Origin of the sequence: Actinotignum urematis (genome assembly GCF_051264595.1) — a bacterium.
Taxonomy (GTDB): domain Bacteria; phylum Actinomycetota; class Actinomycetes; order Actinomycetales; family Actinomycetaceae; genus Actinotignum; species Actinotignum timonense_A.
In genome coordinates this window covers 1-23,392 of record NZ_JBOZBG010000025.1, presented here as the reverse complement: position 1 = coordinate 23,392, position 23,392 = coordinate 1, and the positions used below count along the sequence as shown (strand labels likewise).

Below are 23,392 nucleotides of genomic sequence, written 5' to 3'. Positions count from 1 at the left end.
ACCTCAATAAGGCCGACTTTTCGTTGGTATGACAGGGCAAACTCCCGGTATAAGACCCACCATTTGTCTATTAGCCCTTCGTGTCTCTAACGCGCACTATGGCGCCTACACGGCCCAGAAAGCGGCTCTGACGCCTCTGCCCACCCCGTGGCTGTGGCGCATGGCAGCCCGGACGGAACGAGTTTTCCGTCAAGGCATGTCACGCAACGGATGTCAAGGAAGCAAGCTTATTGAGGTGCCCGACCTCAATAAGGCCGACTTTTCGTTGGTATGACAGGGCAAACTCCCGGTATAAGACCCACCATTTGTCTATTAGCCCCGGCAACCCCGCACTAACCGGGGGCGACTAGCCCGTGTCCATGGACACGAAATAGCGAGCGAAGCAAGCGATTTGAGCGAATAGAGCGACACTCAAAACGCTGGAAACACTAGGAAACAAGCCAAAACAAGGAGTTCACGCTGTCGCCGTTGACAGGTTCGAGTCCCTCCGTGCGCACTCATTGCGACCTTAGCTATCTGCGCGGATATGTAGGCCGACGCTGCTACTGGCACAGGGCCGCCCGCATGACCTCCACGGGAATGTCGGTGCGGCCCAGCCAGATTTCTTCGGCAAAAACGCCCTGCCACAGCAGCATATCCAAGCCGGATACGCATCCCGCGCCGGCGCGGCGAGCGCGCTGGAGCAGCTCCGTTTCCAGCGGTTCGTACACCGCATCAAAAACAATATGGCCCGGGCGCAGCCAGCTTTCAGGGATCAGAGCGCCCGGGTGGGCGCTCATGCCCACGCTCGTGGCATTGACCAGAAGGGAAGCGGCCTCAACCTCGCGGCGCAGCGCCTGCTCATCAGCAAGGTCACAAAGCTGGGCATCCACACCGGTTTCGGCACGCAAGCGAGCCAAAATCTCAATAGCCCGTTCGTAATTCTGCCCGCGTCGGGAAAAGACCCGGATGCGGGATACCCCTTCGAGGGCGGCCCGGGTATAGATCGCGCGCGAAGCTCCACCCGCCCCTAAAATCACCACCGAATCGCCAGGATCGTATCCAGCTGCCCGCACCGCCGCAAAAGCGCCGCGGCCATCGGTATTGTGCCCGACCGTGCTCCCATCCTCGCGGATGTGAACAGTGTTTACCGACTCCATGAGCCGGGCATCGTCGGAGAGCTCATCAACGCTCTCATACACGGCAGTTTTATGCGGCATGGTCACGTTAAAACCGCCAAAACCCAGGTCTCGCAAAGCCGCGACCGCCCGCGCACCCGCATCCGGAGCAATATCGAAAGCCAGGTAAACGGCGTTTACACCCAGGTGGGCGAAGGACGCATTATGCATGGCGGGGGAGCGGGAATGACCCACCGGGTGCCCGATAACGGCGTAGCTGACCGTACGCCCATCAATCCCCATCGCGCTACTTCTCACCGCCGGCCGGCTCGCCAGGCTGCTGCCCGGAGCGATCTCCGAGCTGCCCGGCCGCGCCACGCTCGCCGCGCCGCCGCAGCCGCTCGAGCCGGCGCTGCGCGCGCCGTTCTTTCCGGGCCGCCCGCCGGCGTTCCTTCGCCTCTGATTTCTTCGTGGACTCGGAATGGTTCGCCCCGTAAATACCATCCACAACATCACGGTACCGTTCGAGCACCACTTCGCGGCGCACCTTCAGTGACGGCGTGAGCAGGCCATTTGCCTCGCTGAAATCACCGGGCACAATCACGAATTTCCGGATGGACTCCGCCCGTGAAACCTGCGCGTTCGTGCGGTCAATCGCGCGCTGGAGCGAAGCGTTCACGGCCTCGGAATTCATTGCCTCGGCCGGACTCATCTTCGGCAAACCGTGTGAGGAAAGCCAGGAGGGAAGCATCTGCGCATCAAGGGTAATCAACGCAGAAATGAAAGGCTCCCCATCACCCAACACCACCACATTGGAAATGAGGGGATGGGAACTCAGCTTATCCTCCAGCACGGCCGGTGCCACATTCTTGCCCCCGGCCGTCACAATAAGATGCTTCTTCCGGCCAGTAATAGTGAGGTTGCCACGTTTATCGAGCGTCCCGAGATCCCCGGTGTGGAACCAGCCGTCCGCAAAGGCAGCCGCGGTAGCTTCGGGATTGTTATGGTAACCGCGGAAGACAGAGTGGCCCTTGACCAAGACTTCGCCGTCGTCGGCAAGTTTAATACGCATGCCCGGAAGCGGCCATCCAACGGTACCCAGCACGGGATTTGCCGCGCGCGTGGCATTTGCCGGACCGGTGGTTTCGGTGAGGCCGTAACCTTCCACCACGGTGAGCCCGATGCCGCGGTAGAAGCGCCCCAGGCGGGTGCCCAGCGGCGCCCCGGCGGAAATGGCAAAACGAATCCGCCCGCCCATCGCCTCGCGCAATTTATTGAAGACCAGTTTGCGTGCCAGCGCGCGTTTCACCGCGAAAATCGGGCTGCGCCGGCGCCGGGTGCCGTTCTGCACCGCAATATCGGCCGCCCACCGGAAAATCCGGCGCCGCAGGCCCGCCCCGGCTTTCGCCTCGGCCGCGTTATAGACCTTTTCCAAAACGCGCGGCACCACCAGCAGCAGGGTGGGTTTGAAAGTCTCCAGGTCGCTCATGAGGTTTTTGAGATTGCCCACGAAGCCCACCGAAATACGGGTGGCTAGCCCGAAGTAGGCGCAAATCCGCCCCATCACATGCGCCATGGGGAGGAAGAGTAGCAGCGAAGCCTGCGGATTATTGAGAATCTCCGGTTCGTAATGCCACGTTCCCAGCACGGTACGCGCGAAATTCCCGTGGGTGAGTTCCACGCCCTTGGGATCTCCGGTGGTGCCCGAGGTATAAATAATGGTCGCGAGCGAATCGGCCGTAACCGCCGCGATACGGGCGTCCAGGTCTTCTTCGGGAACTTCGAGGGCCGCGGCATTGAGCGCGGCGCGCCAATCTTCCGTCATGACGGTCGCGGGCGGAATCGCGGGCGGGGTCACCGAATCCACCAGTTCCGCGTGGGCGCGAGTATCGGTGAAAATATGGGTGATCTGCGCATCGGCAACCATCCACGCGATCTGCTTCGCGGAACTTGTTTCATAAATAGGAACCGGCACCACCCCGATATGCAAAGCGGCCGCGTCCAGCAGCGCCCATTCGTAGGAGGTTGCCGCGAGGATCCCGATGCGTTCGCCATGCCCGAGCCCCAGGCCGATGAGCCCGCGGGCGGTGAGCCGCACCTGCTCGAGGAATTCCGTAATCGTCAACGGTTTCCAGTTCCCGCCAATCGAGCTCTGGATATGCACCGCGATATCGCGCGGATGCTTGCGTTGCCGCTGCGCGAGCAGCCACGGAACCGTGTGATACGACTCGTTCTTGAAAGGAGCTTTTTGCGATAGGGAACCATCGCGGTGCTTCTTCATCTATCCTCCTGCATGGGCCCGTCCGCGGTGCGGGTGCGGTCCTCGGTTGTATAGTTCGCCTGCCGGGCTTTAGTTCGCCGCGAGGACCGGGTTGCGCAGCACCCCGAAACCTTCGATTTCACATTCCACGACGTCGCCCGCTTTCAGCGGCGGCTCACCGTTAAAGGCACCGGGCAGAATAATATCGCCGGGAAGTAGGGTGCAGCGCCGCGAGGCCGCTGCCACCGACTGCGCCACGGAGAGCGGATAGTCAGAGGTTCGCGCCCGGGTGTAGGTTTCCCCGTTCACCCGCGAGGTCATGGCCAGATCGCTCACGTCAATATCGGTGAGGATATAAGGGCCCACCGGGAGCGCGGTATCAAACATCTTCTGTGCACCGTTCACATCCCCGCGGGCGGTCACATCATTAATAATGGTGTAACCAAATACGGCTTCCAGCGCGCGTTCTTCGGGAACGTCCTTGGCGACCCGCCCGATAATAATCCCGAGTTCCACTTCGTGGGCGAGGCCTTCGCTAGCCCAGTCCGGAATAATAATCGGATCATCAGGCCCGCACACCGCCGTATTGGGCTTCATAAAGAAGAAGAGGTCATCAGCTGTGGCACCCGGTGCGGTTGCATTGCCGAAACCAATGGCCTTCGAGCGTGGAATCATGGGGGAGAGGAGCACGGCATCGGCAGCGGCCACCCGCTCTCCGGTAGGTTGGATCTCCCCGAAAATCGGATCGTCGGCGAGGATAACGAAGTCATCAGCGCCTTCGTCGTAGACCGCATAGCGCGGGCCCTGGCTCAAACTCAAGCGTGCTATTTTCATATCATTAACCTTAGTATTTCACCTAGACTTTAGCGACCGGCGCCCCGAAGGCGCGTTGCGGTGCTGCCGTGCTACCTGCGCGTTACGCCCCGGCCTCCAGCAGGCCTTCGATTCGGTCCAGGGCCTCCAGTGCAATTGCGCGCGGGGTGGCCAGCACCATGCGCGCCCATTGCTCAAAACCGGTGCCCGAGGCCCGCCCGGGCGTGAGTGCCACGTTGGCCCGCTCCAAAATAGCGGCGACGGCGCCTTTCGGCTCGCGCGCCTCTTTGCGGGCACGTTCCTCCTCCGCGCGCACAAATTCCGCCTCGGAAAAATCAAGGAACGCGATATAGGTGCCTTCCACGTGGGCCATGCGCACCCCGGGCCAGGTCCGCACCCGTTTTTCCACGATCCGCAATGTTTCAGCGATATAGGAGCACACCGCGCGATTCCAATCCCGCCCCTCCTCGAAAGCGATTTTGGTGGCCCGGGCTCCCACCGTGGAAGTCGGGGAGCTCCAGGCGTTGTCAAGGTGCGCGTAGCGGGCGGTGTCGTCGTCGTTATAAAAAATGAGCTGCGCTGCTTTGAGCCCGGGGATATTCCAGCCCTTCGTTGCGCTGGTCGCGGTGATCGTATGCGCGCGAGTGGCCGCGCTGCGCGGGCCGTGGGGAACGTAGGTGCCGTCAAGAAGTACCGGGGCGTGAATACAATCCTCAAAAACGCGGGCTCCGCGTCGCTCCACCACGGCCGCGACCTTATCGAGCTCCGGACCGGTCAAACATCGGCCCGCCGGGTTCCACGGGTTACACAAAATCAGAAGGGAACCGGGGGTGAGGGCCTCTTCCAGCGCTTCGAGGTCCAGCTCCCAGCGCCCCTCACGGAAAACCGAGGGGACTTGGCGTACTTCCCGGCCGTACCCGCCAGGAAGTGTGAGGAATGGCATATAGGCTGGAGTGGGGACAATGACCGGGGCGCCCGGGGCTGTGAACTGCGTGATCGTGATCCGTAAGGCACTGAGAACCTCGGGAATGAGGAACATGCGCTCCGGGTCGGGGGCCGGGCCGAATTGGCCGAGCCAGGTGGAAACTGCGTTCATAATCCCCGGAATTTCGCGGGGAGGAAGGTAGCCGAGGGTGCCGCGCTGCGCTGCGCTCACCAGGTAATCGCGAATTTCCGGCGCGATTCCCAAGTCCATTTCGGCCACCCACATGGCGATAGCATCCCCAAACGCGGACCATTTGTGCGATCCCTGCGCGAGGAGATCAGAGATGGTGCGAGTGTCGAAATCATATGTCATATCCGTAGCGTATCCTTAACTCATCATGGCTATCACAACTGCTACCGGACGCGAGATCCGAGTTCGTTTCTGTCCCTCACCCACCGGCACCCCGCATGTCGGTATGGTACGCACCTGCCTCTTTAACTGGGCCTACGCCCGGCACGTGGGTGGAACTTTTATTTTCCGCATTGAAGATACTGATGCAGCCCGTGATTCTGAAGAGTCGTATCACCAGATTCTTGATTCCCTGCGCTGGCTCGGGCTGGACTGGGATGAGGGAGTTGAGGTGGGCGGCCCACACGGTCCCTACCGGCAATCTCAGCGCGGTGATATCTACCGCAAGGTTGCGGCGCAGCTATTGGAGCGCGGCTACGCCTACGAATCTTTCTCCACCCCGGAGGAAATCGAGGCGCGCCACCGCGAACGCGGTGAGGATCCCAAGCTCGGGTACGACGGCTATGATCGCAACCTCACCGAAGAACAGAAGGCCGCCTACCGGGCTGAAGGGCGTGAGCCTGTGTTGCGTATGCGCATGCCCGATGAAGATATTACGTTCACGGATGTGATCCGCGGGGATATCACGTTCCGGGCCGGCTCCACCCCGGATTACGTGATTGTGCGTGCCAACGGGGATCCGCTCTACACCCTCACGAACCCCATTGATGATGCCCTCACGGAAGTGACGGACGTGCTGCGCGGGGAGGATCTGCTCTCCTCCACGCCGCGCCAGATCGTGCTCTACCGTGCCCTGGAAGAACTGGGTATCGCGAAATGGACGCCGCGCTTTGGTCATATGCCCTATGTGATGGGGGAGGGAAACAAGAAGCTGTCCAAGCGCGATCCGGAATCGAATCTGCTGCTCCACCGCGAACGCGGCATGATTCCGGAGGGCCTGCTCAACTATCTGGCCCTGCTCGGGTGGTCTTTCTCCGCCGAACGTGATGTGTTCAGCAAGGAAGAACTCGTGGAGCATTTCGATATTCACAATGTCAATCCGAACCCGGCACGTTTTGATGACAAGAAGTGCGTGGCCATTAATGCGGACCATATCCGCCTCCTTGACGTCGCGGATTACACCCGGCGCCTCGTTCCTTACCTCAACGATGTGCTCAGCGCCTCCACCTATGAGGAGCTCACGGACCGTGAACGTGAGATTCTTGACGCGGCGGCACCGCTGGCGCAGACCCGCATGCAGCTGCTGGGGGAGGCTCGGGATCTGCTCGGTTTCCTTTTCGTTAGTGCTGCGAAACTGGAATACAACGAGAAAGCCCTCTCCAAGCTGCGCGATTCAGCGCCCGAAGCGCTGCGCGGGGCTCGTGAGGCCCTGAGTGCTCTGGATGATTTCACTCCGGATGCTATTAAGCCCGCCCTTGACGCGGCGCTGGTGGAGGGCCTCGGTATTAAACCGCGCTTCGCCTTCGGCCCGCTTTTCGTGGCGATGACGGGCACGAATGTGTCCATCCCGGTGATTGATTCCATCGCGATCCTCGGGCGCGAGGAAGCGGTGGCACGCATCGACCAACTCCTGGAGAAGATTTCCGGGTAGTAAAGAAAACGGACGGGGAGGGCCGCGATGGTGGTATATACGACGACGCCGCCGCGGCCCGCCGCGTCTTTTCCCGCGCCGGGAACATACGTGCGTGCCTGGGGAAGGGCCTGGGAGCGGGTAGGTGCGGGTGCAAGTGACTGCGCGGGTGAGGGTATAGGCTCAAGCGAGGGCGCAGGCCGTTGGGTATTCTTCGAACCTCTCACCATGGATGACGGCAGCGTGGAGAGTGAACCGCGGGTGGCGTTACTCGATGTGAAGAAGCCTAAACCGTCCTGGCCGGTGGCTGAGTTGGGTCCTTTCCAGCGTGCGAATCTGGCGCTGGGGGAGTTCTCTATACACTTTGCTTTTAATGCGGATATTGAGCGCGTTCTTGCCGGGGATTGGGCTGTGGGTGCGCGCGAGGCCGCGCGAATCAATCATGTACTTGAGCAGCGTATTCCGCCCGAATGGGAGGCGAGCTTCGAACCCCAGCAGCTACGTTTCCACGAGGTCGTGTTGCCCAGCCATCGCCGCACTCACCGTTCCCGCCGCAGCCGCAAAGCACTTAGCTGGGAGATCAGTTCGCAGATCATCGAGATCCTCGGCCCGGCCGATAGTCCGGCGCTCCCGGAGGGCTATCTTGCCTTCAGCTACCTCAGTTTCGACGTGGGTGAATTCTTCGCTGGCCACTCCCTCGGGGAGATCTCCAGCACCTGGTCGTTTTTCGGCGACGACGCTGGCGACTACCCGCACTCCCGCCTGCTATCTACCGAACTCCCGGATGTGGCGCAGCCGGAACATTCGCGGATTTATCGGATTGTCACCGCGGCCGACTGGGTCGAGTTGGTGGAGCGCTACCCGCTGAGAGTCCCTCTGGATCGGATGTGGAGTCCGGATAGCCTCGGTGATCTGGATACCTACACGGTTAATTGGCCTCGGGCCCGCCGCGATTACGATGCCGTGGATATCACCATCGCCGGAGCCGTGCGCACCATGTTTTCCCCGCTACCCGCCTGTGACGGCTATACGATGCTCACCGGTTGCACGCCAGGTTCACGCATCTGGCTTCAGGTACCGGAAGCCTTGCGGGAGGAAGCTGAGCGGCAAGGCCGCGTGCGTGAATGGTAGCGGTGGGTTTCGGCATGGCTTGCGCGGGTGCGGTTAGAGCTGGCTGTCCGTTTGCACCGGCGCGGGTGCAGTTCGAGCAGGTGCGCCGCTTGAACTAGCGTGGGCCGAGAACGTGGTGCGTCACACGTCCAGTGGATTTGCTAGCTCGAGGAGATTCCACTAAGCTTTTTATCTGTCGTCCTCGGGAATGTAACGATTCTGAGGTCCACACCCTTGGGGTATGGTGTAATTGGCAACACAGGTGATTCTGGTTCATCCATTCTAGGTTCGAGTCCTGGTACCCCAGCGATGATGCTTCGGCATCCTCATAGGCCCCGTTCGTCTAGCGGCCTAGGACGTCGCCCTCTCACGGCGGTAACACCGGTTCAAATCCGGTACGGGGTACAGCGCAAGGCGGGAAAACCGAAGTTTTCCCGCCTTGACTCGTCTCAGCTCAGCCGCAGTCTCTAGGATGAGAATGCAGGGTTAATAGACAAAAGTGGGTCTAATGACGGCGTGGCGTTGGCTTGGATCTGGCCCGGAACTACCGTGAACTGCGTCCCGCAAACAAAATGTGCGGGAGAGCACCGTTTCGGGGCGGTTTTGTGTCTCTTACGCACATCCTGTGGGAGGCGATGTCCCGGACTCACACTTTGGCTCGCCGTCCCGCCTAGCCGACCGCCGCGCAGGCGAGGAGGGTATGTTTTTCCGGGATGTACTTCGCATGTACGACAAGTGCAGTACAGCTCTGAAAACACATACCGCCCCTGCAGGTGCTGGTGTGACTATTGAAGTTGGTGAGATCCATGAGGTTCTCGCGGGAAGGTCGCCGCGTTTGTCCGAAATCAAAGTCACAGCAACGGCAGCCCCGTCCTGAATGCGCACTGTGTGCCTATACGGTTCAAGATGCCCACTTTGACACCTCTACCCACGATTCGCCTGCGATGCGTGGCGGCCCGAATTTTCTGTTGGCGTAGCAAGGAAAAGTCCGGGTGTTAGCGACCATTTCTATCTACTTACCCGCGAAGAGCGCGTTATTTACGCATATCATCAATCACGTTGTGCATAACATCATCGTCAAATCTGGTGTCACTCGCTGCCACGAGCTTACCTTCAACAACTTTCAACGTGGCCTTACTGCCAGCCGACACAGTAGATATCCCTTGCACATCGGCACACCGCGCCCGCGCTACCGCCCGCAAGAATGACGGATCGCGCATCAGCCGGGTTTCCCATTCCCCGCGCCCGGCTCCGCTATCCTCGCGGGCCGGGGTGAATACCACCTGGATTGCCGGGCCAGCGCATTCTTCTAGCGCACTGAGGTAGGCATGGCGTAATTCCCCGTAGCTTTCGGCGGGGAACTCCGGTGGAAAGAAAACGACGTCGTTCGGAAGAAGCACCCCAAGAGTATCCGCACGTTCCACCCGCCGGGCGTGCGCGCTGGCTACCTCGGCATCGGTACCGGAGTTCGCGTGCCGCCCGGCGGCACCCTTCCCGGAACTTGCACCACGATCCTCCAGGTACCGCGAGGCGGCCAGAAGCGGATCACCCCGGCGTGCGTATCGTAGCGGCACCCCCACGCGCCCGCAAAACTCCAGGGCGCAATCAATAACCAGGCCGCGCCCGCGAAAATCGCGACCGTAGCACGGGCCGGCAATACCCGCGGGGCGATACCCACGGTCCTCCATCCAGGAGAATTGTGCGGCCAATTCCGTGAGGATATCTTCACGCACGAGTTGCGGGGGAGCGGTGCTTTCTTCCGCGGAAAGGTAGCGCCCGCCGCGGTCCGTCAAACTTGAGGCGTGCGCGGCGACGGCGCGCCACGGAGCCCCCGGCCCCTGCGAGCTAATGGCGAAACCCAGCAAAATCCGCCCCGGATCGATACCGACGGCCGCCAAAGCCCGCAGGGCATGATCCGCCGCGGGGGCAGCAACTAGGAGGGTTGCACAGGTGGCATGCTCGCGTTCAAGCATCTCGATAATGAGGTTATTCAGGGCACGATTGCGCCCCAGCCCATCCGCGCACACCGCGACGGTGCGGGCCGAAGAGCTGGGATGGGATGCAATCATGTCGCCAAAAATATCCATCTCACGTTACCGAAATATGAACAAAAAATGAATGGGAGTCCGCGCGGCGGCTACGCGGGACCGAAAGCGCTAGTATTCGAGGTTGTCGCGCCCGGGCAGCCAGGTATTACCCTTCTTGCCCCAGCCGTGCTCACGCTTGGCACGTTTCGCTGCGGCTTCCTCGCGCCCCGTGAGCCGATCCACGTACAAATGCCCGGTGAGGTGGTCGTATTCATGCTGAAGAATACGCGCGAACCACCCGGTTGCCTCGATTTCGTAATGCTCGCCCTTTTCGTTTTGCGCCCGTAGCAAAGCGTGCGGGGAGCGCGCCAGGGGATACTGTTCGCCGGGGAAGGACAGGCACCCTTCTTCGAAAGGCTCTTCATCCGGATTCACAGGTTCGATAAACAGCGTGGGATTAATGGCGACGCCGCGCTCGGGAGCCTCATCCTGATCGGCATAGACCCACACAAAAATCTGTTTGCCAATACCGACCTGCGGCCCGGCCAGCCCCACTCCGGGAGCCGCCACCGTGGTCTCATACATATCTTCGACCAGCTGCGCCAGTTCCTCGTTAAATTCCGTAATGGGCTCGGCCGGCCGATGCAGAACGGGATCGCCGGTGATGTAAATAGGAAGAATAGCCATGCTTTAGTTTAAGGCCCGGGCGCGCCCAGGCAAAGAGCATTCCGTTCCGGCTGCTTTTTCTGTCAGATGCGGGCGCTAAGCTGACGCTAGGAAAAAGAACGACGGCGCACCTACCCGCCGCGGGTGGGATGCTCCATCAATGGAACTCCTCCGTGGGGTATCTTCCGTAAGAAAGTGAGGGCTTATGCGCATCGCGCTTGTCTCGGATTGCTTCCTCCCTCGCCTGGGCGGGATCGAAGCTCAAACCCGCGATCTTGCCCTAGCCTTGCGGGATGCCGGCCACCGGGTGCTGGTTATCACCGCCACCCCGCGCGATACTCCTCCGGATCCGGGGATCCCAGTGGATCGGGATATTGTGGCGGGTATTCCCGTCCAGCGCATTACTTCAGCACTCTTCGGTCATCTCCCGGTATCCCCGGGGCACGGTGCCCAGTTGCGTGCTTCCATGCGCGGTGCGGATGTGGTGCATATTCAAGCGGGGGTGGTTTCGCCTTTTGCCTGGGCGGCCATGCGCATCGCCGCGGTGGAAGGTATCCCCACTACTGTGACCTGGCACTGCGTATTGGATCCGGTGGAAAAGCTACTTGCCCCGCTGCGCTGGGTTACCGCGCGCGGTGTCGTCCATAACGCGGTATCCACGTGGGTGGCCGGGCAGGTACACCGGGCGGTGGGTGGTGACGTAAAAGTTATTCCCAACGGTGTGGATCTGGGGGAGTGGCGCACGGTTGCTGCCTATCGCCTCGGGCATCGGGGTACTTCGGCTGCCTCACGTACTCTCGGGGTAGCTGGTGCTGGCGGGGTTCCAGGCCTGGAGGATCAGCCGGGTTTGCCCGTGGAGGTTGTGGCCGCACGGCGCCTGGCTCCGCGTAAACGCAATGCTGCCCTCATTGACTGCGTGGCCGGGGCACGCCAGCTTACCGGGCGGGATATCCACCTCACCATTTACGGGGATGGCCCGCTACGCTCCCAATTGGAACGGCGCGGGCGTTCGCGCGGGAACCCGGGTCCCGGGGGAAGCTGGCTTCATCTTCCCGGCCGCACGGATCGGGCCGGACTCATGGATGCCTACCGGCACGCGGATATTTATCTCACCAGTTCACGCCGCGAGGCCTTCGGGATTGCCACCCTGGAAGCGCGAGCGGCCGGGCTGCCCATTATTTCTCCGGCCGGTACCGGAGCTGATGATTTCCTTGAGGACGGGCGCTCGGCACTCCTGGCAGAAACAGATGCGGATATGATCGCGCAGTTGGCCCGCCTGGTAGAAGATACCGCGCTGCGCACCCGCATGGCTCACCATAATGCGAGCGTGGCGCCCGGATACGGTTGGGAGGAGGTGGTTCCTTTGGTTCTTGCAGAATATGACCGGGCCATTCGGAACAGTAGTGGGTGGTAGTCCTCGACTACTCGCTAATGCCCTCGGTTGTTTGAAGAACGTCGGTGAGGCGCCCGGCGGCGGCCACCACCGCTGCCGAATGTACCCGCCCGGGCTGGCGGCCCATCCGCTCCAGCGGCCCAGAAATGGATACCGCTGCAATAACCCGGCCGCTCGGCCCGCGTACCGGTGCGGAGATAGAAGCCACACCGGCTTCGCGTTCACCCACGCTTTGCGCCCAACCACGCCGACGCACCGCGGAAAGATTCGTGGCCGTAAAGGAAGCGCCCTGCAAACCGCGATGCAATTGATCGGGCTCCTCCCATGCGAGTAACACCTGCGCTGCCGAGCCTGCCTTCATCGAGAGGGAAGCGCCCACCGGGATGGAATCGCGCAGACCCATGGTTCGTTCGGCATTCGCCACGCAAATGCGCTGGTCGCCCTGGCGGCGGTAGAGCTGAGAAGATTCCCCGGTATGGTCACGCAGCGCGATAAGCACGGGATTCGCCGCGGCGATGAGTCTGTCTTCACCGGTGGCGGAGGAGAGTTCACCCAGGCGCGGCCCTAAAGAAAAACGCCCTTCGTTATCGCGGGAAACGAAACGGTGGTATTCCAGTGCGACGGCCAGGCGATGCGCCGTCGGCCGTGCTAAATGGGTAGCGGTCACCAGTTGCGCTAATGTTTGCGGGCCCGCCTCGAGAGCATCGAGCACGGCGGCAGCCTTATCGAGAACGCCCACACCACTTCCCTCTGGGGCGGGCGCAGGCTGAGCGTGAGGAGAATCAACCATACCGAAATTTTCTCATCTCAATAAGTGAGATGCAAATGTCCACACTGTGGTGCCGCGCGCAGTGCCGTGGCTTCTGTGTGCATTGCTAAAACTTCCCCGGACCACTTCGAGACTCCGGAGCCGCCGCGTTACAGCAGCGTAATGTCCATATTATGAGACTTTTATCTTGCCATGTGGACGAGGTTCGGTACAGTGGTCCGCGGACCACCACAACCGATCACCGTTGGAAAAGTAGAAAAGCAGAAAAGTAACAGCAAGAAGAACCCGGGAAGATACCCGGGGAGGAGGGGAGGGCCGGGATGGGGCGCACACTCGCGGATAAGATCTGGGATGCCCATCTGGTGCGGCGTGGCGAGGAAGGAACGCCCGACCTTCTCTACATTGATCTGCATCTCATCCACGAAGTAACCAGCCCGCAGGCCTTTGACGGATTGCGCCTGGAAGGGCGGCCGGTGCGCTGCCCGGACCGCACCGTTGCCACGGAGGACCACAACGTTCCCACCATTGACATTGATCGTCCCATCGCGAATACCACTTCGCGCAAACAGGTGGAAGCGCTGCGCGCTAACGTCGCGGAGTTCGGGATCCCCATTTATTCGCTAGGACACGCGGATCAGGGAATTGTCCACGCGGTTGGCCCGCAGCTGGGCCTGACCCAACCGGGTATGACGATTGTGTGCGGGGACTCTCATACCTCGACCCACGGTGCTTTCGGCTCCATCGGGATTGGTATTGGCACCTCGGAAGTTGAACACGTCCTCGCCACCCAAACCCTGCCCCTCCAGCGTTTCAAAAATATGGCCATTACCGTCAACGGCACCCTGCGGGAAGGAACAACGGCGAAGGACATCATCCTCGCTGTTATCGCCAAGATCGGAACTAACGGAGCGTCCGGGCACATTATCGAATACCGCGGGGAGGCAATCCGGGCACTGTCCATGGAAGCACGTATGACGATCTGCAATATGTCCATTGAGGCTGGGGCGCGCGCCGGGCTGGTAGCCCCGGACGCCACCACGGTGGATTATGTGCGCGGGCGCCCGCACGCCCCGCGGGAGGATGCCTGGGATGCCGCGGTAACATACTGGTCCACTCTCTACACCGATCCTGACGCGCTTTTCGATACCGAAGTTGTTCTTGAAGCCTCTGAAATTGAGCCCATTGTCACCTGGGGCACGAATCCTGGACAAGGGGTGCCGCTGTCCGGCGTCGTTCCTTATCCGGAAACACTGCCGGAAGAAAAAGAGCGCCAAGCCGCGCGTGAAGCCCTCGCATATATGGATCTGCGGCCGGGCACGCCCATGCGTGATATTCACGTGGATACCGTCTTTATCGGTTCGTGCACGAACGGACGTATTGAAGATCTGCGCTCGGTGGCCGCGGTGTGGCGCGGGCGCCACAAAGCCAAAGACCTGCGTGTCATGATCGTGCCGGCTTCGGCGCGGGTGCGCCTCCAAGCAGAAGCCGAAGGACTGGATGAAGTTTTCCGGGCTTTCGGTGCCGAGTGGCGCAATGCAGGCTGTTCCATGTGCCTGGGGATGAACCCCGACCAGCTCACATTTGGCGAGCGCTGCGCCTCGACGTCAAATCGTAATTTCCGCGGTCGGCAGGGCCCGGGCGGGCGCACCCACCTCGTTTCCCCGCTGGTGGCCGCCGCCACCGCGGTCACCGGCCATATTTCCCATCCTGCGGATCTCGCCCCGGTCGCGGGTGCGGGTACCCTACCGGCCGCAGTCCGCGCTGTACCGGCCGTGGGCCGCGCCGCCCGCTCGTAGAATGTAGAAAGAACAGACCCGTGGAAATTTTCACCCAGCACACCGGTATCGGAGTTCCCTTGCGCGAAACCGAGGTGGATACCGATCAGATCCTGCCCGCTCGCTACCTCAAACGCATCACCAAAAGCGGTTACGAGGACGCACTCTTCCACGAACGGCGCAAAGACCCCGCTTTTATTCTCAACCAAGTCCCGTACACGGCCGGTTCAATTCTGGTTGCCGGGCGGGATTTCGGTACCGGTTCTTCACGTGAACACGCCGTGTGGGCGCTGCGTGATTACGGTTTCCGCGCTGTTCTCAGCCCGAGGTTCGGTGATATTTTCCGCGGCAATATGGGAAAACAGGGCCTGGTTGCGGGGAAAATTAGCGACGACGCCGCCACGAGGCTGTGGGAACTTTTGGAAGAAAAGCCGGGCCGGGAGCTGACCGTTGACCTGGAGGCCGGTGAGGTGCGCTGCGCGGATACCACCTTCCCCTTTGAGATCGATCCGTATACCCGCTGGCGTCTCATGGAAGGCCTGGATGATATTGCCCTGACTTTGCGTGATATCTCCCTCATTGAGGAATACGAAGCCCATCAGCCGGGTTTTACTCCGCGTACCCTGCCGCAGCGGCACCTTCCCGAGGTGCCAGTACGTTCGGCGCGCCTGGACCCCGATTCGCAGGCATAACGCCACCCGGATATCCTCATAACTCCGGAAACTGGCCGCGGGCCGGTATGCTGGCTGGGTACCTGTGACACGCGAGAAAGGCGGAGAGTATGGTGTCCCAACTTGTGGTTCGCGGAGGAGTCCCCCTGAGCGGTGAGATTACTGTGCGCGGCGCAAAGAATTTTGTGTCGAAATCCATGGTTGCTTCCCTGCTCACCAAAGAAACATCCGTGCTGCGCAATGTGCCGCAAATCCGTGACGTTACCGTGGTCTCGGAGCTGCTCGGCCTGCACGGCGTGGCGGTCAATTACCAGCCGGAAGCCGGAACCGTGGAAATCACCCCCGGTGATATTCACCTACCCCACGATCCGCACGAAGTGAATGCCCTGGCCGGTTCCTCACGTATCCCCATTCTTTTTGCGGGCCCGCTGCTGCACCGCCTGGGCGAGGCGTATATTCCGGACCTGGGCGGGTGCCATATCGGCTCGCGCCCGGTGGACTTCCATCTGCGTGTCCTGGAAGAATTCGGTGCCAAGCGCGTCCAAGAAGAAGCAGGAATGCACTTGGTGGCACCCAAGGGCTTGCGGGCCAAGCCGGTGCGCCTGCCCTATCCCTCGGTAGGGGCCACCGAACAAACCCTTCTTACCGCGGTGATGGCGGAGGGCGTGACGGAGCTGTCCAATGCCGCGGTGGAACCCGAGATCATGGATCTCATAGCGGTACTCCAGAAAATGGGTGCGATTATTTCGGTGGATACTGATCGCGTTATCCGCGTGGAAGGCGTGGATGAACTGGTTGGTTACTCCCATACTTCCCTACCTGACCGCATCGAAGCAGGCTCCTGGGCTGCGGCTGCCCTAGCCACCGGCGGGGATATTTTCGTACGCGGGGCCGAACAGCAGTCGATGACTTCCTTCCTCAATCTTTTCCGGAAAGTCGGCGGAAAATTCGATGTGCGCGACCACGGCATCCGCTTCTGGCACCCGGGCGGCGCGCTACAATCCGTATCTTTTGAAACGGATGTGCACCCCGGTTTTATGACCGACTGGCAGCAGCCGCTCGTCGTCGCGCTTACCCAGGCCGAAGGTATGTCCATCGTCCACGAAACCGTCTACGAAAACCGTTTCGGCTTCACCGAAGCGCTGCGGGATATGGGTGCCAATATCCAGACCTACCGCGAATGCTTGGGCGGGCACGAATGCCGTTTCGGGCAGCGTAACTTCTACCACTCGGCTGTCATCCAAGGGCCTACCCCGCTGCGGGCCACCGATATTGTGGTTCCTGATCTGCGTGGGGGATTCTCCCACCTCATTGCCGCGCTGGCAGCCGAAGGGGAATCCCGGGTATCCGGGGTGGATATTATCGATCGCGGATACGAAAAGTTCCTGGATAAACTCCAGGCCCTGGGCGCGGATGTCACGCCCCTGGATGACTAAGGATTAGTTATTGGCAACGTCAATAACAACCCGCTTGGGGCTCTCCAGCACCTGCACCCGGTAGGGCCGATCCTTATCCAGCCCGATATGGACCTGGTGCATGCCCTCAAAAGCGTGCTCCACGTGGACTCCCTGCACCACCTTCGCGCCCCCGAGGTTCGGCACGGAGAGATCCGCGGCCTGCGCCGGATCCTCCGGGTAGGTCACCCCGGAAATACTCAGGGTGAGGAAGCGCTTGCCCGGAATATCCAGGGGCCGCCCCGAACCATCCTGAATGGCCTCATCACCGAAGAAACTGAACCATTCCAGATCGGCATCGCTATCGTATTCCACCACCACGCGGTCCCAGCCCTCGTGGCCGGCCGCCCGCACGGCGGTGGGCACCGCGGAATTCTCGGTGAGCTTGGGATAATTCGGGGACTGCGAGTCCCCTTCAATAAAGCCCTTGAGGGAGCTTTCCGCAGCCTTGGGTGTGAGGCTGGGGGACTGGCTCACCGCTGGCGCAGGGGAAGAAGCGGCCGGGGTGGACGGCGTGGCCGCGCCATCACTAGCCGGAGCACCCTTCCCGGTCCCGGAGCAACCGGCCAGCGTGAGGGCGGCAGCGCCTGCGAGCAGGAGAAACGACTTCATTGTGTTCTGTGTCATATGTTTACTGTAGTAGGCCGCGCCCGGGTTTGTCACCTTGCCGCGCGGCCCGGCGTACTACCCTGGGAACAGCACTGAGTAGAAAGGTGTCCATTCGTGGCCACACATCACGTCGCCCTCATCTACGGGGGCGTATCCGGAGAACACTCCGTCTCTTGCCTCACCGCGGCTTCCGTTCTGGGAGCTATTGACCCGGAGCGCTATAGCGTTATCCCCATCGGCATCACCACCGAAGGCATCTGGGTTCCCATGAGCACGGAGGAGGTGGCTGCCGGCGCGGACGTGAAATATCACGGAGAACGCGTGCTGGCAGATTTCGGGCCCGGCGGGGGGTTCGTGGTGCGCGGTGAGGACGGTAGTTCGCGCAGCCTCGGGCCTATCGACGTGGCCTTCCCGCTGCTCCACGGCCCCTTCGGCGAAGATGGCACCATCCAGGGCACCTTCGAAATGATGGGAATTCCCTACGTGGGCTGCGGGGTTTTCGCCTCGGCCGCGGCCATGGATAAGCACTATATGAAACTGGTGCTGGAATCAGCCGGCCTGCCGGTTGCGCCCTACGTGCTCGTGGAACCCCAGCGCTGGAACGCCGACCCGGAGGGCGTACGCGCGGAAGTAGCCGAACGTTTGCAGCTTCCCGTGTACGTGAAACCAGCTCGCGCCGGATCTTCACTGGGCATCACGCGGGTAGCTGAACTTTCGCAGCTCGACGCCGCCATTGCCACAGCGCGCGCCGTCGACCCTAAAGTCATTGTGGAAACGGGAATCCCGGGCCGTGAAATCGAATGCGCCGTGCTCGGCGGGCGTGACGGTGCCGCGCCGCGCGCATCCGTGCTCGGGGAAATCGTTTTGGACGTGCAATGGTATGACTACGCCACCAAATACGTGGCCACCGAAGGCTTCCATATGGAGATTCCTGCCGCGCTCCCGGAGGCGGACGCGGAGAAAATGCGGGGCCTGGCGCGGCGCGTTTTCGAGGTTTTCGAATGCGAAGGCATGACCCGCGTGGACTTCTTCTACACCACCACCGGGGAGATGTACGTCAACGAACACAATACAATTCCCGGGTTCACCGCCGTGTCCATGTACCCCATCCTGTGGGAGAAAACCGGGCTGGCCTACCGCGATCTCATTTCCGAACTCATCGAGCTCGCCCTCGCGCGCGGGGTAGGGCTGCGCTAAATGCCCCGGCCACCTGCCAGTAATATGCCCGGGCCCCTGGTGCGCGACCTGAGCGAAGCGGAACTCCTCGCCCAGATCGTGCCGCTGCTCCCGCGTGGCGAAACAACAATCGTCCCCAGCGGGGACGATAGCGCGGTGCTCGGCTTGAGCGACGGCCGGGTCACGGTCTCCACCGATATGCTCGTGGAAGGCGTGCATTTTCGGCGCGACTGGTCCAGCGGGAGCGATGTCGGCTGGCGGGTGGCCGCCCAAAATATTGCCGACGCTGTTGCGATGGGAGCGCGGCCGCGTTCCCTCGTCGTCGCCATGGAACTGCCCGGGGACGTCCCGGTCGCCTGGGTGCGTGACCTTGCGCGCGGCCTGGCCGAATGTTGCGGCCCGCTCGGATGTGGGGTCGACGGCGGAGACCTCGTGGGCGGGAGCCATATGGCCATCAGCGCCACCATTCTGGGTGATCTGGAAGGGCGCACCCCGCTGCAACGCTCGGCGGCAGCGCCCGGGCAGCCCCTTATTCACTGCGGGAATTTGGGGCGGGCGGCGGCCGGTTTGGAACTTCTCAGCCGCGGCTTTGCTCCGGAACGGGGAGCTTTCCCGGATGCCGCCACCCGCCTCATTCAGGATTTTCTACGCCCGCGCCCGCCCGTGACCGAGGTGCTGCGCGCGGTCCGCGCCGGATTGCGCGGGGCGATGATGGATGTGTCTGACGGCTTGCTCCGCGATGCGCAGCGGATAGCTGCCGCCTCCGGGGTGCATATCGATATTCATTCTGAGACGCTCTCCCGCCACGCCCATGACCTCCTCGAGGTGGCCCGGCACTTGGGCCGTTCCGATCCGCTGGAGTGGGCCTATGGCTGTGTGCTCACCGGGGGAGAAGATCACGGTTTCCTCGCCACGATGGACGTGAGCCCGGAACGGGCCTGGGGAGCGCGCATCCCGCACCTCCCGGAAGGCTTCAGCCTTATCGGTGCGGTGGAAGCGGCGCATCCGGGCGGTCTGGTGACCGTGGACGGGCGCGCCTGGACGCGGGGAAGCGGTTGGGATCATTTCCGGCGCGGGTGAGGGCCGAGGCCGAAGGTCGCTGGTGAGGGCCGCTGCACCGTTATCCGGATAGGTGAATTTTTTGCGCGAAATCAGGACGTTCTCCCCTGGAAGATTATGCTGACGCTCGCAAAAATAAGAAGTGGTGCGGCGAACCGCACCGCATCAACTGGGAGTAAGGATGCTCCCGCTGAAATAGGAGGAGAAAATGCGAGCAGCGACAGTTCGAGAAACCTCGGACGGCTACGTTGACATTAAGGACGTGGAACTGCGCCCGATTAAGGCCAACGAAGCACTCGTCGATATCGAATACTGCGGCCTGTGCCACACGGATATCCACGTGGCGCTCGGTGATTTCGGTGACGTGCCCGGCCGCATTATCGGCCACGAGGGCGTGGGCGTTGTGGAACAAATCGGTGAGGATGTCACCTCGCTCAAGGTGGGCGACCGCGTGTCTGTCGCCTGGTTCTTCCGCGGTTGTGGCCACTGTGAATACTGCGTGACCGGTGACGAAACCCTGTGCCGGAACGTGGAAAATGCCGGTTACAGCGTTGACGGTGGCATGGCCGAGAAGTGCATCGTCGTCGCCGATTATGCCGTCAAGGTCCCCGAAGGGCTGGATCCGGCCGAAGCTTCGTCCATCACCTGCGCGGGCGTGACCACCTACAAGGCCCTCAAGAATGGCAATATCCGCCCCGGCCAGTGGGTGGCGATTTACGGCGCGGGCGGGCTGGGTAACCTTGCCATCCAGTACGCCAAGAATGTCTTCCGGGCCCGCGTAGTCGCGGTGGATATCAATGACGAGAAGCTGGAATCGGCAAAGAAGGTCGGCGCTGACCTCGTTGTCAATTCCTCGGATATCAACTCCGGGGAATGGATCCAGAAGGAAGTGGGCGGCGTGGACGTTGCGGTGGTGACCGCGGTATCCCAGGTTGCTTTCGGTCAGGCCGTGGACGCCATGAAGGCCGCCGGCACGGTGGTGTGCGTCGGGCTCCCGAAGGGCACCATTGACCTGAATATCCACCGCACGGTTCTGGACGGCATCAAGGTGGTGGGCTCCCTCGTGGGTACCCGCCAGGATCTGGCCGAAGCCTTCGACTTCGGGGCCCAGGGCCTCGTCAAGCCGATCGTGGCCACCCGTCCCCTCGATGACATCAACGATATGATCGACGAAATGCTGGCCGGCAAGATCGAAGGCCGCATGGTTGTTGATTTCTCCAAGTAGGGCTTGGCAAATCCTCCGCGCGTGACCCGGCGTCACCGCGGGGCGACTTCTGCATAATCCCTACTCGGGAGGGGCGGATCCGGTTTATCCGGGTCCGCCCCTTTTTGCTTACACAGCTTTCCGATTCCTTGTTGTTGCGGCCTCTCGGCTCTTAGTTTTCGGCCTTCCGGCTCCTGCTTGCACAAACTTACGCCCTGCTCGCCCACTTTCACGACCTGCTTATACTGATCTCTTTTTTGTGGCATGCCGGGTATACCCGGTGGTACTCTAGGTCACATTAGTACTTACGGCCTACTTGTTCGGTTGAATGGGCAACGGAACTTTGTGGCTACCACCCTTGGGAGATTATCTATGGGAACGATTGTTTCAACGCCAAACCGCTGGCTCGTCCTCATATCCGGCAGTGTTTTCACCTTTGCTTTATCGGGCACATCTGCCTTCTCGGTCTTTGTTTCTCCCCTCATGGAAGAAACCAGCTGGGAGATGGGTCAGATCACCCTGGCTTTCACGCTCTACAACATTTTCATCGCGCTCATGGGGATTATCGTCGGAACCGTCGCGCATAAGGTTACGCCCGGCCGCATCGTCTTCACCGGAGCGTTATTTTACGGTGTCGGGTGGGTACTCACCGGCTTTGCGACGAGCGTTGCCATGATGTGGCTGACCTTCGGGGTGCTGGCAGGCATCGGCGGTGGCATGATCTATAACTACACCATCACCTCGGTACTCAAGTGGTTCCCGGATCGGCGGGGCCTCGCCTCCGGTTTGGTTATCGGATTTGCTGCGGTCGGTCCGGTTTTCGCGGCACCGGTGGCTACCGCGGTTATTGAGGCCAAGAGTGTTTTCGCAGGGTTTATCGTCCTGGGAATTGTGTATGCCGCCCTTATGTTCATCTTCGCGGCATTCGTGCGCCCTCCGGCTGAAGGGTATGTTCCTGCCGGGTGGACCCCGCCCAGTACGAATTCTTCCGTGCCCGGCGGAGTGCAGCTCACCTGGCGAGAAATGATGAAAACATCGACCTTCTGGCTGCTCTTCTTCGTTTTCGTGGGCGCGGGTACCTCCTACATGATGATGCTCGGGGCGGCGGCCACCATCGGTAAAGAACAAGCCGGCATGTCAGTTGAGCTAGCTACGATTTCCGTGACCGTGGTGGCCCTATCCAATTTCATTGGTCGGATGATCTTTGGAGCGCTCTCGGATAAATTGGGGCGCGAAATCACCTTGATGATCGCCATGGCCGTCAATGTGGCCGCCATGCTTTCCATGTCCGTGGTGACTAACGCGGGCCTGTTCCTTGCTTTGATGGCCTTGGTCGGTGCTTCGGGCGGCGCCTTACTCGCGCTTTTCCCTGCCCTGGTATCTGACCAATTTGGTGCCAAGTACTCCACCCTCAATTACGCCATTATGTTCACGGCGTATTCCGTTGCTGCCCTCATCGCTCCCCAGCTGGCGGCCTTCTATCGGCAAAGTGGCAACTATGCCCCGGCATTTATGTGGGCAGCGGTTTTGACGGTTGCTGCCATCGCTGCTCTCGGAATTGTTATGAAGAAGGGCTCCGTGTCACAGCGGCGCTCCAAGTAATAAAAGCTGCCGCCAGCGGCGGTATAACCCAATATAAGAGGAGAAAAAATGAGTCAGAAAACTGCTGTTATCACAGGAGCGGCATCGGGTATGGGGCTCACGGAGGCCAAGCTCTTCGCGGAGCGCGGCTACAAGGTTGCCCTTCTTGACGTCAATGAGGACGGTCTGAAATCTGCGGTGGCAGAGATCAAGGCCGCGGGTGGGGAAGCCGCATCCTTCACCATTGACCTGACCGATCACGATTCCATCATCGCTACCGTGGCCGAGGTGGAAAAAGAATTCGAGCATATCGACGTGCTCGTCAATAACGCCGGTGTCTTTGATAAGTACCAGGCATCCCTGGATACCCCGCGCGAACGCTGGGATTTCCTCCTGGCTATTAACCTGACCTCCGTCTTTGATATGACGAACGCAGTCCTCCCCGGCATGCTCAAGCGCGGCGAGGGTGCGGTGGTCAATATTGCCTCCGTTGCCGGAATCGTAGCTGCCAAGGGTGGGGCCGCGTATACCGCTGCTAAGCACGCCGTTATTGGCTACACCAAGCACCTGGCCTCGGAATACAGCAAGGAAGGCATCCGCTTCAACGCCGTGGCACCCGGTACCATCGTGACGCCTCTGGTTGCCGGCATTGTCGACTCGATCCCCACCGATCCGGTTCCGCTGCGCCGCTTTGGCCAGCCTGAAGAAGTTGCGGAAGCCGTCTTCTTCCTGGCGGATGGTAAGGCCGGTTTCGTGAACGGCACCACGCTGACCGTGGATGGCGGTTTCACCATCCAATAAAAGCCGGAGAAACTCTGGGAATCACCCCGGTTGTAACCCCGATTCAGGGTTAATAGACAAATGGTGGGTCTTATATCCGGGGTTTGCCCCGCCATAGCAACGAAAAGTCGGCCTTATTGAGGT

Annotated in this window: 19 protein-coding genes and 2 tRNA genes; 13 read left to right on the top strand and 8 right to left on the bottom strand. The window is 61.0% G+C overall.

Annotated elements, in window-relative coordinates:
- Positions 1–542: 542 nt before the first annotated feature.
- From aroE to ACRQDJ_RS08800, 4 genes are all read right to left on the bottom strand, one after another.
- The gene (gene aroE, locus ACRQDJ_RS08815) at positions 543–1,400 is read right to left on the bottom strand and encodes a shikimate dehydrogenase (RefSeq protein WP_101595082.1); all 858 of its coding nucleotides are present in this window, start codon (positions 1,398–1,400) and stop codon (positions 543–545) included.
- A 4-nt stretch (positions 1,401–1,404) separates the two neighbouring features.
- Positions 1,405–3,378 carry an AMP-dependent synthetase/ligase gene (locus ACRQDJ_RS08810; protein ID WP_101595079.1) on the bottom strand — a complete coding sequence of 658 codons (1,974 nt, stop codon included), beginning with the start codon at positions 3,376–3,378 and terminating at the stop codon, positions 1,405–1,407.
- A 69-nt stretch (positions 3,379–3,447) separates the two neighbouring features.
- Complete coding sequence (locus ACRQDJ_RS08805; RefSeq protein WP_320757096.1) at positions 3,448–4,191, bottom strand: fumarylacetoacetate hydrolase family protein; 744 nt, start codon at positions 4,189–4,191, stop codon at positions 3,448–3,450.
- Between the two features lie 82 nt (positions 4,192–4,273).
- Positions 4,274–5,467 carry a MalY/PatB family protein gene (locus ACRQDJ_RS08800; protein ID WP_320757095.1) on the bottom strand — a complete coding sequence of 398 codons (1,194 nt, stop codon included), beginning with the start codon at positions 5,465–5,467 and terminating at the stop codon, positions 4,274–4,276.
- A 25-nt stretch (positions 5,468–5,492) separates the two neighbouring features.
- Between ACRQDJ_RS08800 and gltX the strand changes: the two genes are divergently transcribed.
- From gltX to ACRQDJ_RS08780, 4 genes are all read left to right on the top strand, one after another.
- Positions 5,493–6,995 (top strand): glutamate--tRNA ligase, encoded by a 1,503-nt coding sequence (gene gltX / locus ACRQDJ_RS08795; RefSeq protein ID WP_320757094.1) that lies wholly within the window; start codon positions 5,493–5,495, stop codon positions 6,993–6,995.
- Positions 6,996–7,202: 207 nt separating this feature from the next.
- Positions 7,203–8,105, top strand: coding sequence for a hypothetical protein (locus ACRQDJ_RS08790; protein ID WP_320757093.1), 903 nt, complete (start codon positions 7,203–7,205; stop codon positions 8,103–8,105).
- A gap of 214 nt (positions 8,106–8,319) precedes the next feature.
- Positions 8,320–8,391 (top strand) — tRNA-Gln (locus ACRQDJ_RS08785).
- Positions 8,392–8,416: 25 nt separating this feature from the next.
- A tRNA-Glu gene (locus ACRQDJ_RS08780) sits at positions 8,417–8,489 on the top strand.
- A gap of 629 nt (positions 8,490–9,118) precedes the next feature.
- Here ACRQDJ_RS08780 and ACRQDJ_RS08775 read toward each other — a convergent pair.
- Both ACRQDJ_RS08775 and def read right to left on the bottom strand, forming a co-directional pair.
- Positions 9,119–10,171 (bottom strand): ChbG/HpnK family deacetylase, encoded by a 1,053-nt coding sequence (locus tag ACRQDJ_RS08775; RefSeq protein ID WP_320757092.1) that lies wholly within the window; start codon positions 10,169–10,171, stop codon positions 9,119–9,121.
- A 69-nt stretch (positions 10,172–10,240) separates the two neighbouring features.
- Positions 10,241–10,798 carry a peptide deformylase gene (gene def, locus ACRQDJ_RS08770; protein WP_126134559.1) on the bottom strand — a complete coding sequence of 186 codons (558 nt, stop codon included), beginning with the start codon at positions 10,796–10,798 and terminating at the stop codon, positions 10,241–10,243.
- 184 nt (positions 10,799–10,982) lie between these two features.
- Between def and ACRQDJ_RS08765 the strand changes: the two genes are divergently transcribed.
- Positions 10,983–12,191: a glycosyltransferase gene (locus tag ACRQDJ_RS08765; protein WP_435717997.1), complete on the top strand. Its 1,209-nt coding sequence runs from the start codon at positions 10,983–10,985 to the stop codon at positions 12,189–12,191.
- 7 nt (positions 12,192–12,198) lie between these two features.
- Here ACRQDJ_RS08765 and ACRQDJ_RS08760 read toward each other — a convergent pair whose 3' ends face one another.
- On the bottom strand, positions 12,199–12,960 hold the full coding sequence (locus ACRQDJ_RS08760; RefSeq protein ID WP_051107003.1) for an IclR family transcriptional regulator: 762 nt from the start codon (positions 12,958–12,960) through the stop codon (positions 12,199–12,201).
- A 299-nt stretch (positions 12,961–13,259) separates the two neighbouring features.
- Between ACRQDJ_RS08760 and leuC the strand changes: the two genes are divergently transcribed.
- The 3 genes from leuC to murA all read left to right on the top strand — a co-directional run bounded on the left by leuC (position 13,260) and on the right by murA (position 16,821).
- On the top strand, positions 13,260–14,735 hold the full coding sequence (gene leuC / locus ACRQDJ_RS08755) for a 3-isopropylmalate dehydratase large subunit (RefSeq protein ID WP_435717996.1): 1,476 nt from the start codon (positions 13,260–13,262) through the stop codon (positions 14,733–14,735).
- 20 nt (positions 14,736–14,755) lie between these two features.
- Positions 14,756–15,406, top strand: coding sequence for a 3-isopropylmalate dehydratase small subunit (gene leuD, locus ACRQDJ_RS08750; RefSeq protein WP_435717995.1), 651 nt, complete (start codon positions 14,756–14,758; stop codon positions 15,404–15,406).
- Between the two features lie 89 nt (positions 15,407–15,495).
- Entirely contained in the window at positions 15,496–16,821 is a 1,326-nt protein-coding gene (gene murA / locus ACRQDJ_RS08745) for a UDP-N-acetylglucosamine 1-carboxyvinyltransferase (protein ID WP_016442924.1), read from the top strand.
- A gap of 3 nt (positions 16,822–16,824) precedes the next feature.
- Here the strand turns inward: murA and ACRQDJ_RS08740 are convergent, their stop codons facing one another.
- The gene (locus ACRQDJ_RS08740) at positions 16,825–17,466 is read right to left on the bottom strand and encodes an AMIN-like domain-containing (lipo)protein (protein ID WP_284903422.1); all 642 of its coding nucleotides are present in this window, start codon (positions 17,464–17,466) and stop codon (positions 16,825–16,827) included.
- Positions 17,467–17,562: 96 nt separating this feature from the next.
- Between ACRQDJ_RS08740 and ACRQDJ_RS08735 the strand changes: the two genes are divergently transcribed.
- The 5 genes from ACRQDJ_RS08735 to ACRQDJ_RS08715 all read left to right on the top strand — a co-directional run bounded on the left by ACRQDJ_RS08735 (position 17,563) and on the right by ACRQDJ_RS08715 (position 23,269).
- Positions 17,563–18,645, top strand: a complete 1,083-nt coding sequence (locus ACRQDJ_RS08735) for a D-alanine--D-alanine ligase family protein (protein ID WP_284903421.1) — start codon at positions 17,563–17,565, stop codon at positions 18,643–18,645.
- Positions 18,646–19,704: a thiamine-phosphate kinase gene (thiL, locus tag ACRQDJ_RS08730; protein ID WP_284903420.1), complete on the top strand. Its 1,059-nt coding sequence runs from the start codon at positions 18,646–18,648 to the stop codon at positions 19,702–19,704.
- 187 nt (positions 19,705–19,891) lie between these two features.
- Positions 19,892–20,908, top strand: coding sequence for an alcohol dehydrogenase AdhP (adhP, locus tag ACRQDJ_RS08725; protein WP_026429465.1), 1,017 nt, complete (start codon positions 19,892–19,894; stop codon positions 20,906–20,908).
- A 351-nt stretch (positions 20,909–21,259) separates the two neighbouring features.
- Positions 21,260–22,489 carry an L-lactate MFS transporter gene (locus ACRQDJ_RS08720; protein ID WP_284903418.1) on the top strand — a complete coding sequence of 410 codons (1,230 nt, stop codon included), beginning with the start codon at positions 21,260–21,262 and terminating at the stop codon, positions 22,487–22,489.
- Between the two features lie 48 nt (positions 22,490–22,537).
- Entirely contained in the window at positions 22,538–23,269 is a 732-nt protein-coding gene (locus tag ACRQDJ_RS08715; RefSeq protein ID WP_284903416.1) for an SDR family NAD(P)-dependent oxidoreductase, read from the top strand.
- Positions 23,270–23,392: the final 123 nt, after the last annotated feature.

Coding starts and splice junctions, on each gene's coding strand:
- ACRQDJ_RS08790 (WP_320757093.1), top strand. CDS start 7,203: ATGGATGACGGCAGCGTGGAGAGTGAACCGCGGGTGGCGTTACTCGAT.
- def (WP_126134559.1), bottom strand. CDS start 10,798: ATGGCTATTCTTCCTATTTACATCACCGGCGATCCCGTTCTGCATCGG.
- murA (WP_016442924.1), top strand. CDS start 15,496: ATGGTGTCCCAACTTGTGGTTCGCGGAGGAGTCCCCCTGAGCGGTGAG.
- ACRQDJ_RS08760 (WP_051107003.1), bottom strand. CDS start 12,960: ATGGTTGATTCTCCTCACGCTCAGCCTGCGCCCGCCCCAGAGGGAAGT.
- ACRQDJ_RS08810 (WP_101595079.1), bottom strand. CDS start 3,378: ATGAAGAAGCACCGCGATGGTTCCCTATCGCAAAAAGCTCCTTTCAAG.
- aroE (WP_101595082.1), bottom strand. CDS start 1,400: ATGGGGATTGATGGGCGTACGGTCAGCTACGCCGTTATCGGGCACCCG.
- ACRQDJ_RS08775 (WP_320757092.1), bottom strand. CDS start 10,171: ATGGATATTTTTGGCGACATGATTGCATCCCATCCCAGCTCTTCGGCC.
- gltX (WP_320757094.1), top strand. CDS start 5,493: ATGGCTATCACAACTGCTACCGGACGCGAGATCCGAGTTCGTTTCTGT.
- ACRQDJ_RS08715 (WP_284903416.1), top strand. CDS start 22,538: ATGAGTCAGAAAACTGCTGTTATCACAGGAGCGGCATCGGGTATGGGG.
- thiL (WP_284903420.1), top strand. CDS start 18,646: ATGCCCCGGCCACCTGCCAGTAATATGCCCGGGCCCCTGGTGCGCGAC.
- adhP (WP_026429465.1), top strand. CDS start 19,892: ATGCGAGCAGCGACAGTTCGAGAAACCTCGGACGGCTACGTTGACATT.
- ACRQDJ_RS08740 (WP_284903422.1), bottom strand. CDS start 17,466: ATGACACAGAACACAATGAAGTCGTTTCTCCTGCTCGCAGGCGCTGCC.
- ACRQDJ_RS08765 (WP_435717997.1), top strand. CDS start 10,983: ATGCGCATCGCGCTTGTCTCGGATTGCTTCCTCCCTCGCCTGGGCGGG.
- ACRQDJ_RS08805 (WP_320757096.1), bottom strand. CDS start 4,191: ATGAAAATAGCACGCTTGAGTTTGAGCCAGGGCCCGCGCTATGCGGTC.
- leuC (WP_435717996.1), top strand. CDS start 13,260: ATGGGGCGCACACTCGCGGATAAGATCTGGGATGCCCATCTGGTGCGG.
- ACRQDJ_RS08800 (WP_320757095.1), bottom strand. CDS start 5,467: ATGACATATGATTTCGACACTCGCACCATCTCTGATCTCCTCGCGCAG.
- ACRQDJ_RS08720 (WP_284903418.1), top strand. CDS start 21,260: ATGGGAACGATTGTTTCAACGCCAAACCGCTGGCTCGTCCTCATATCC.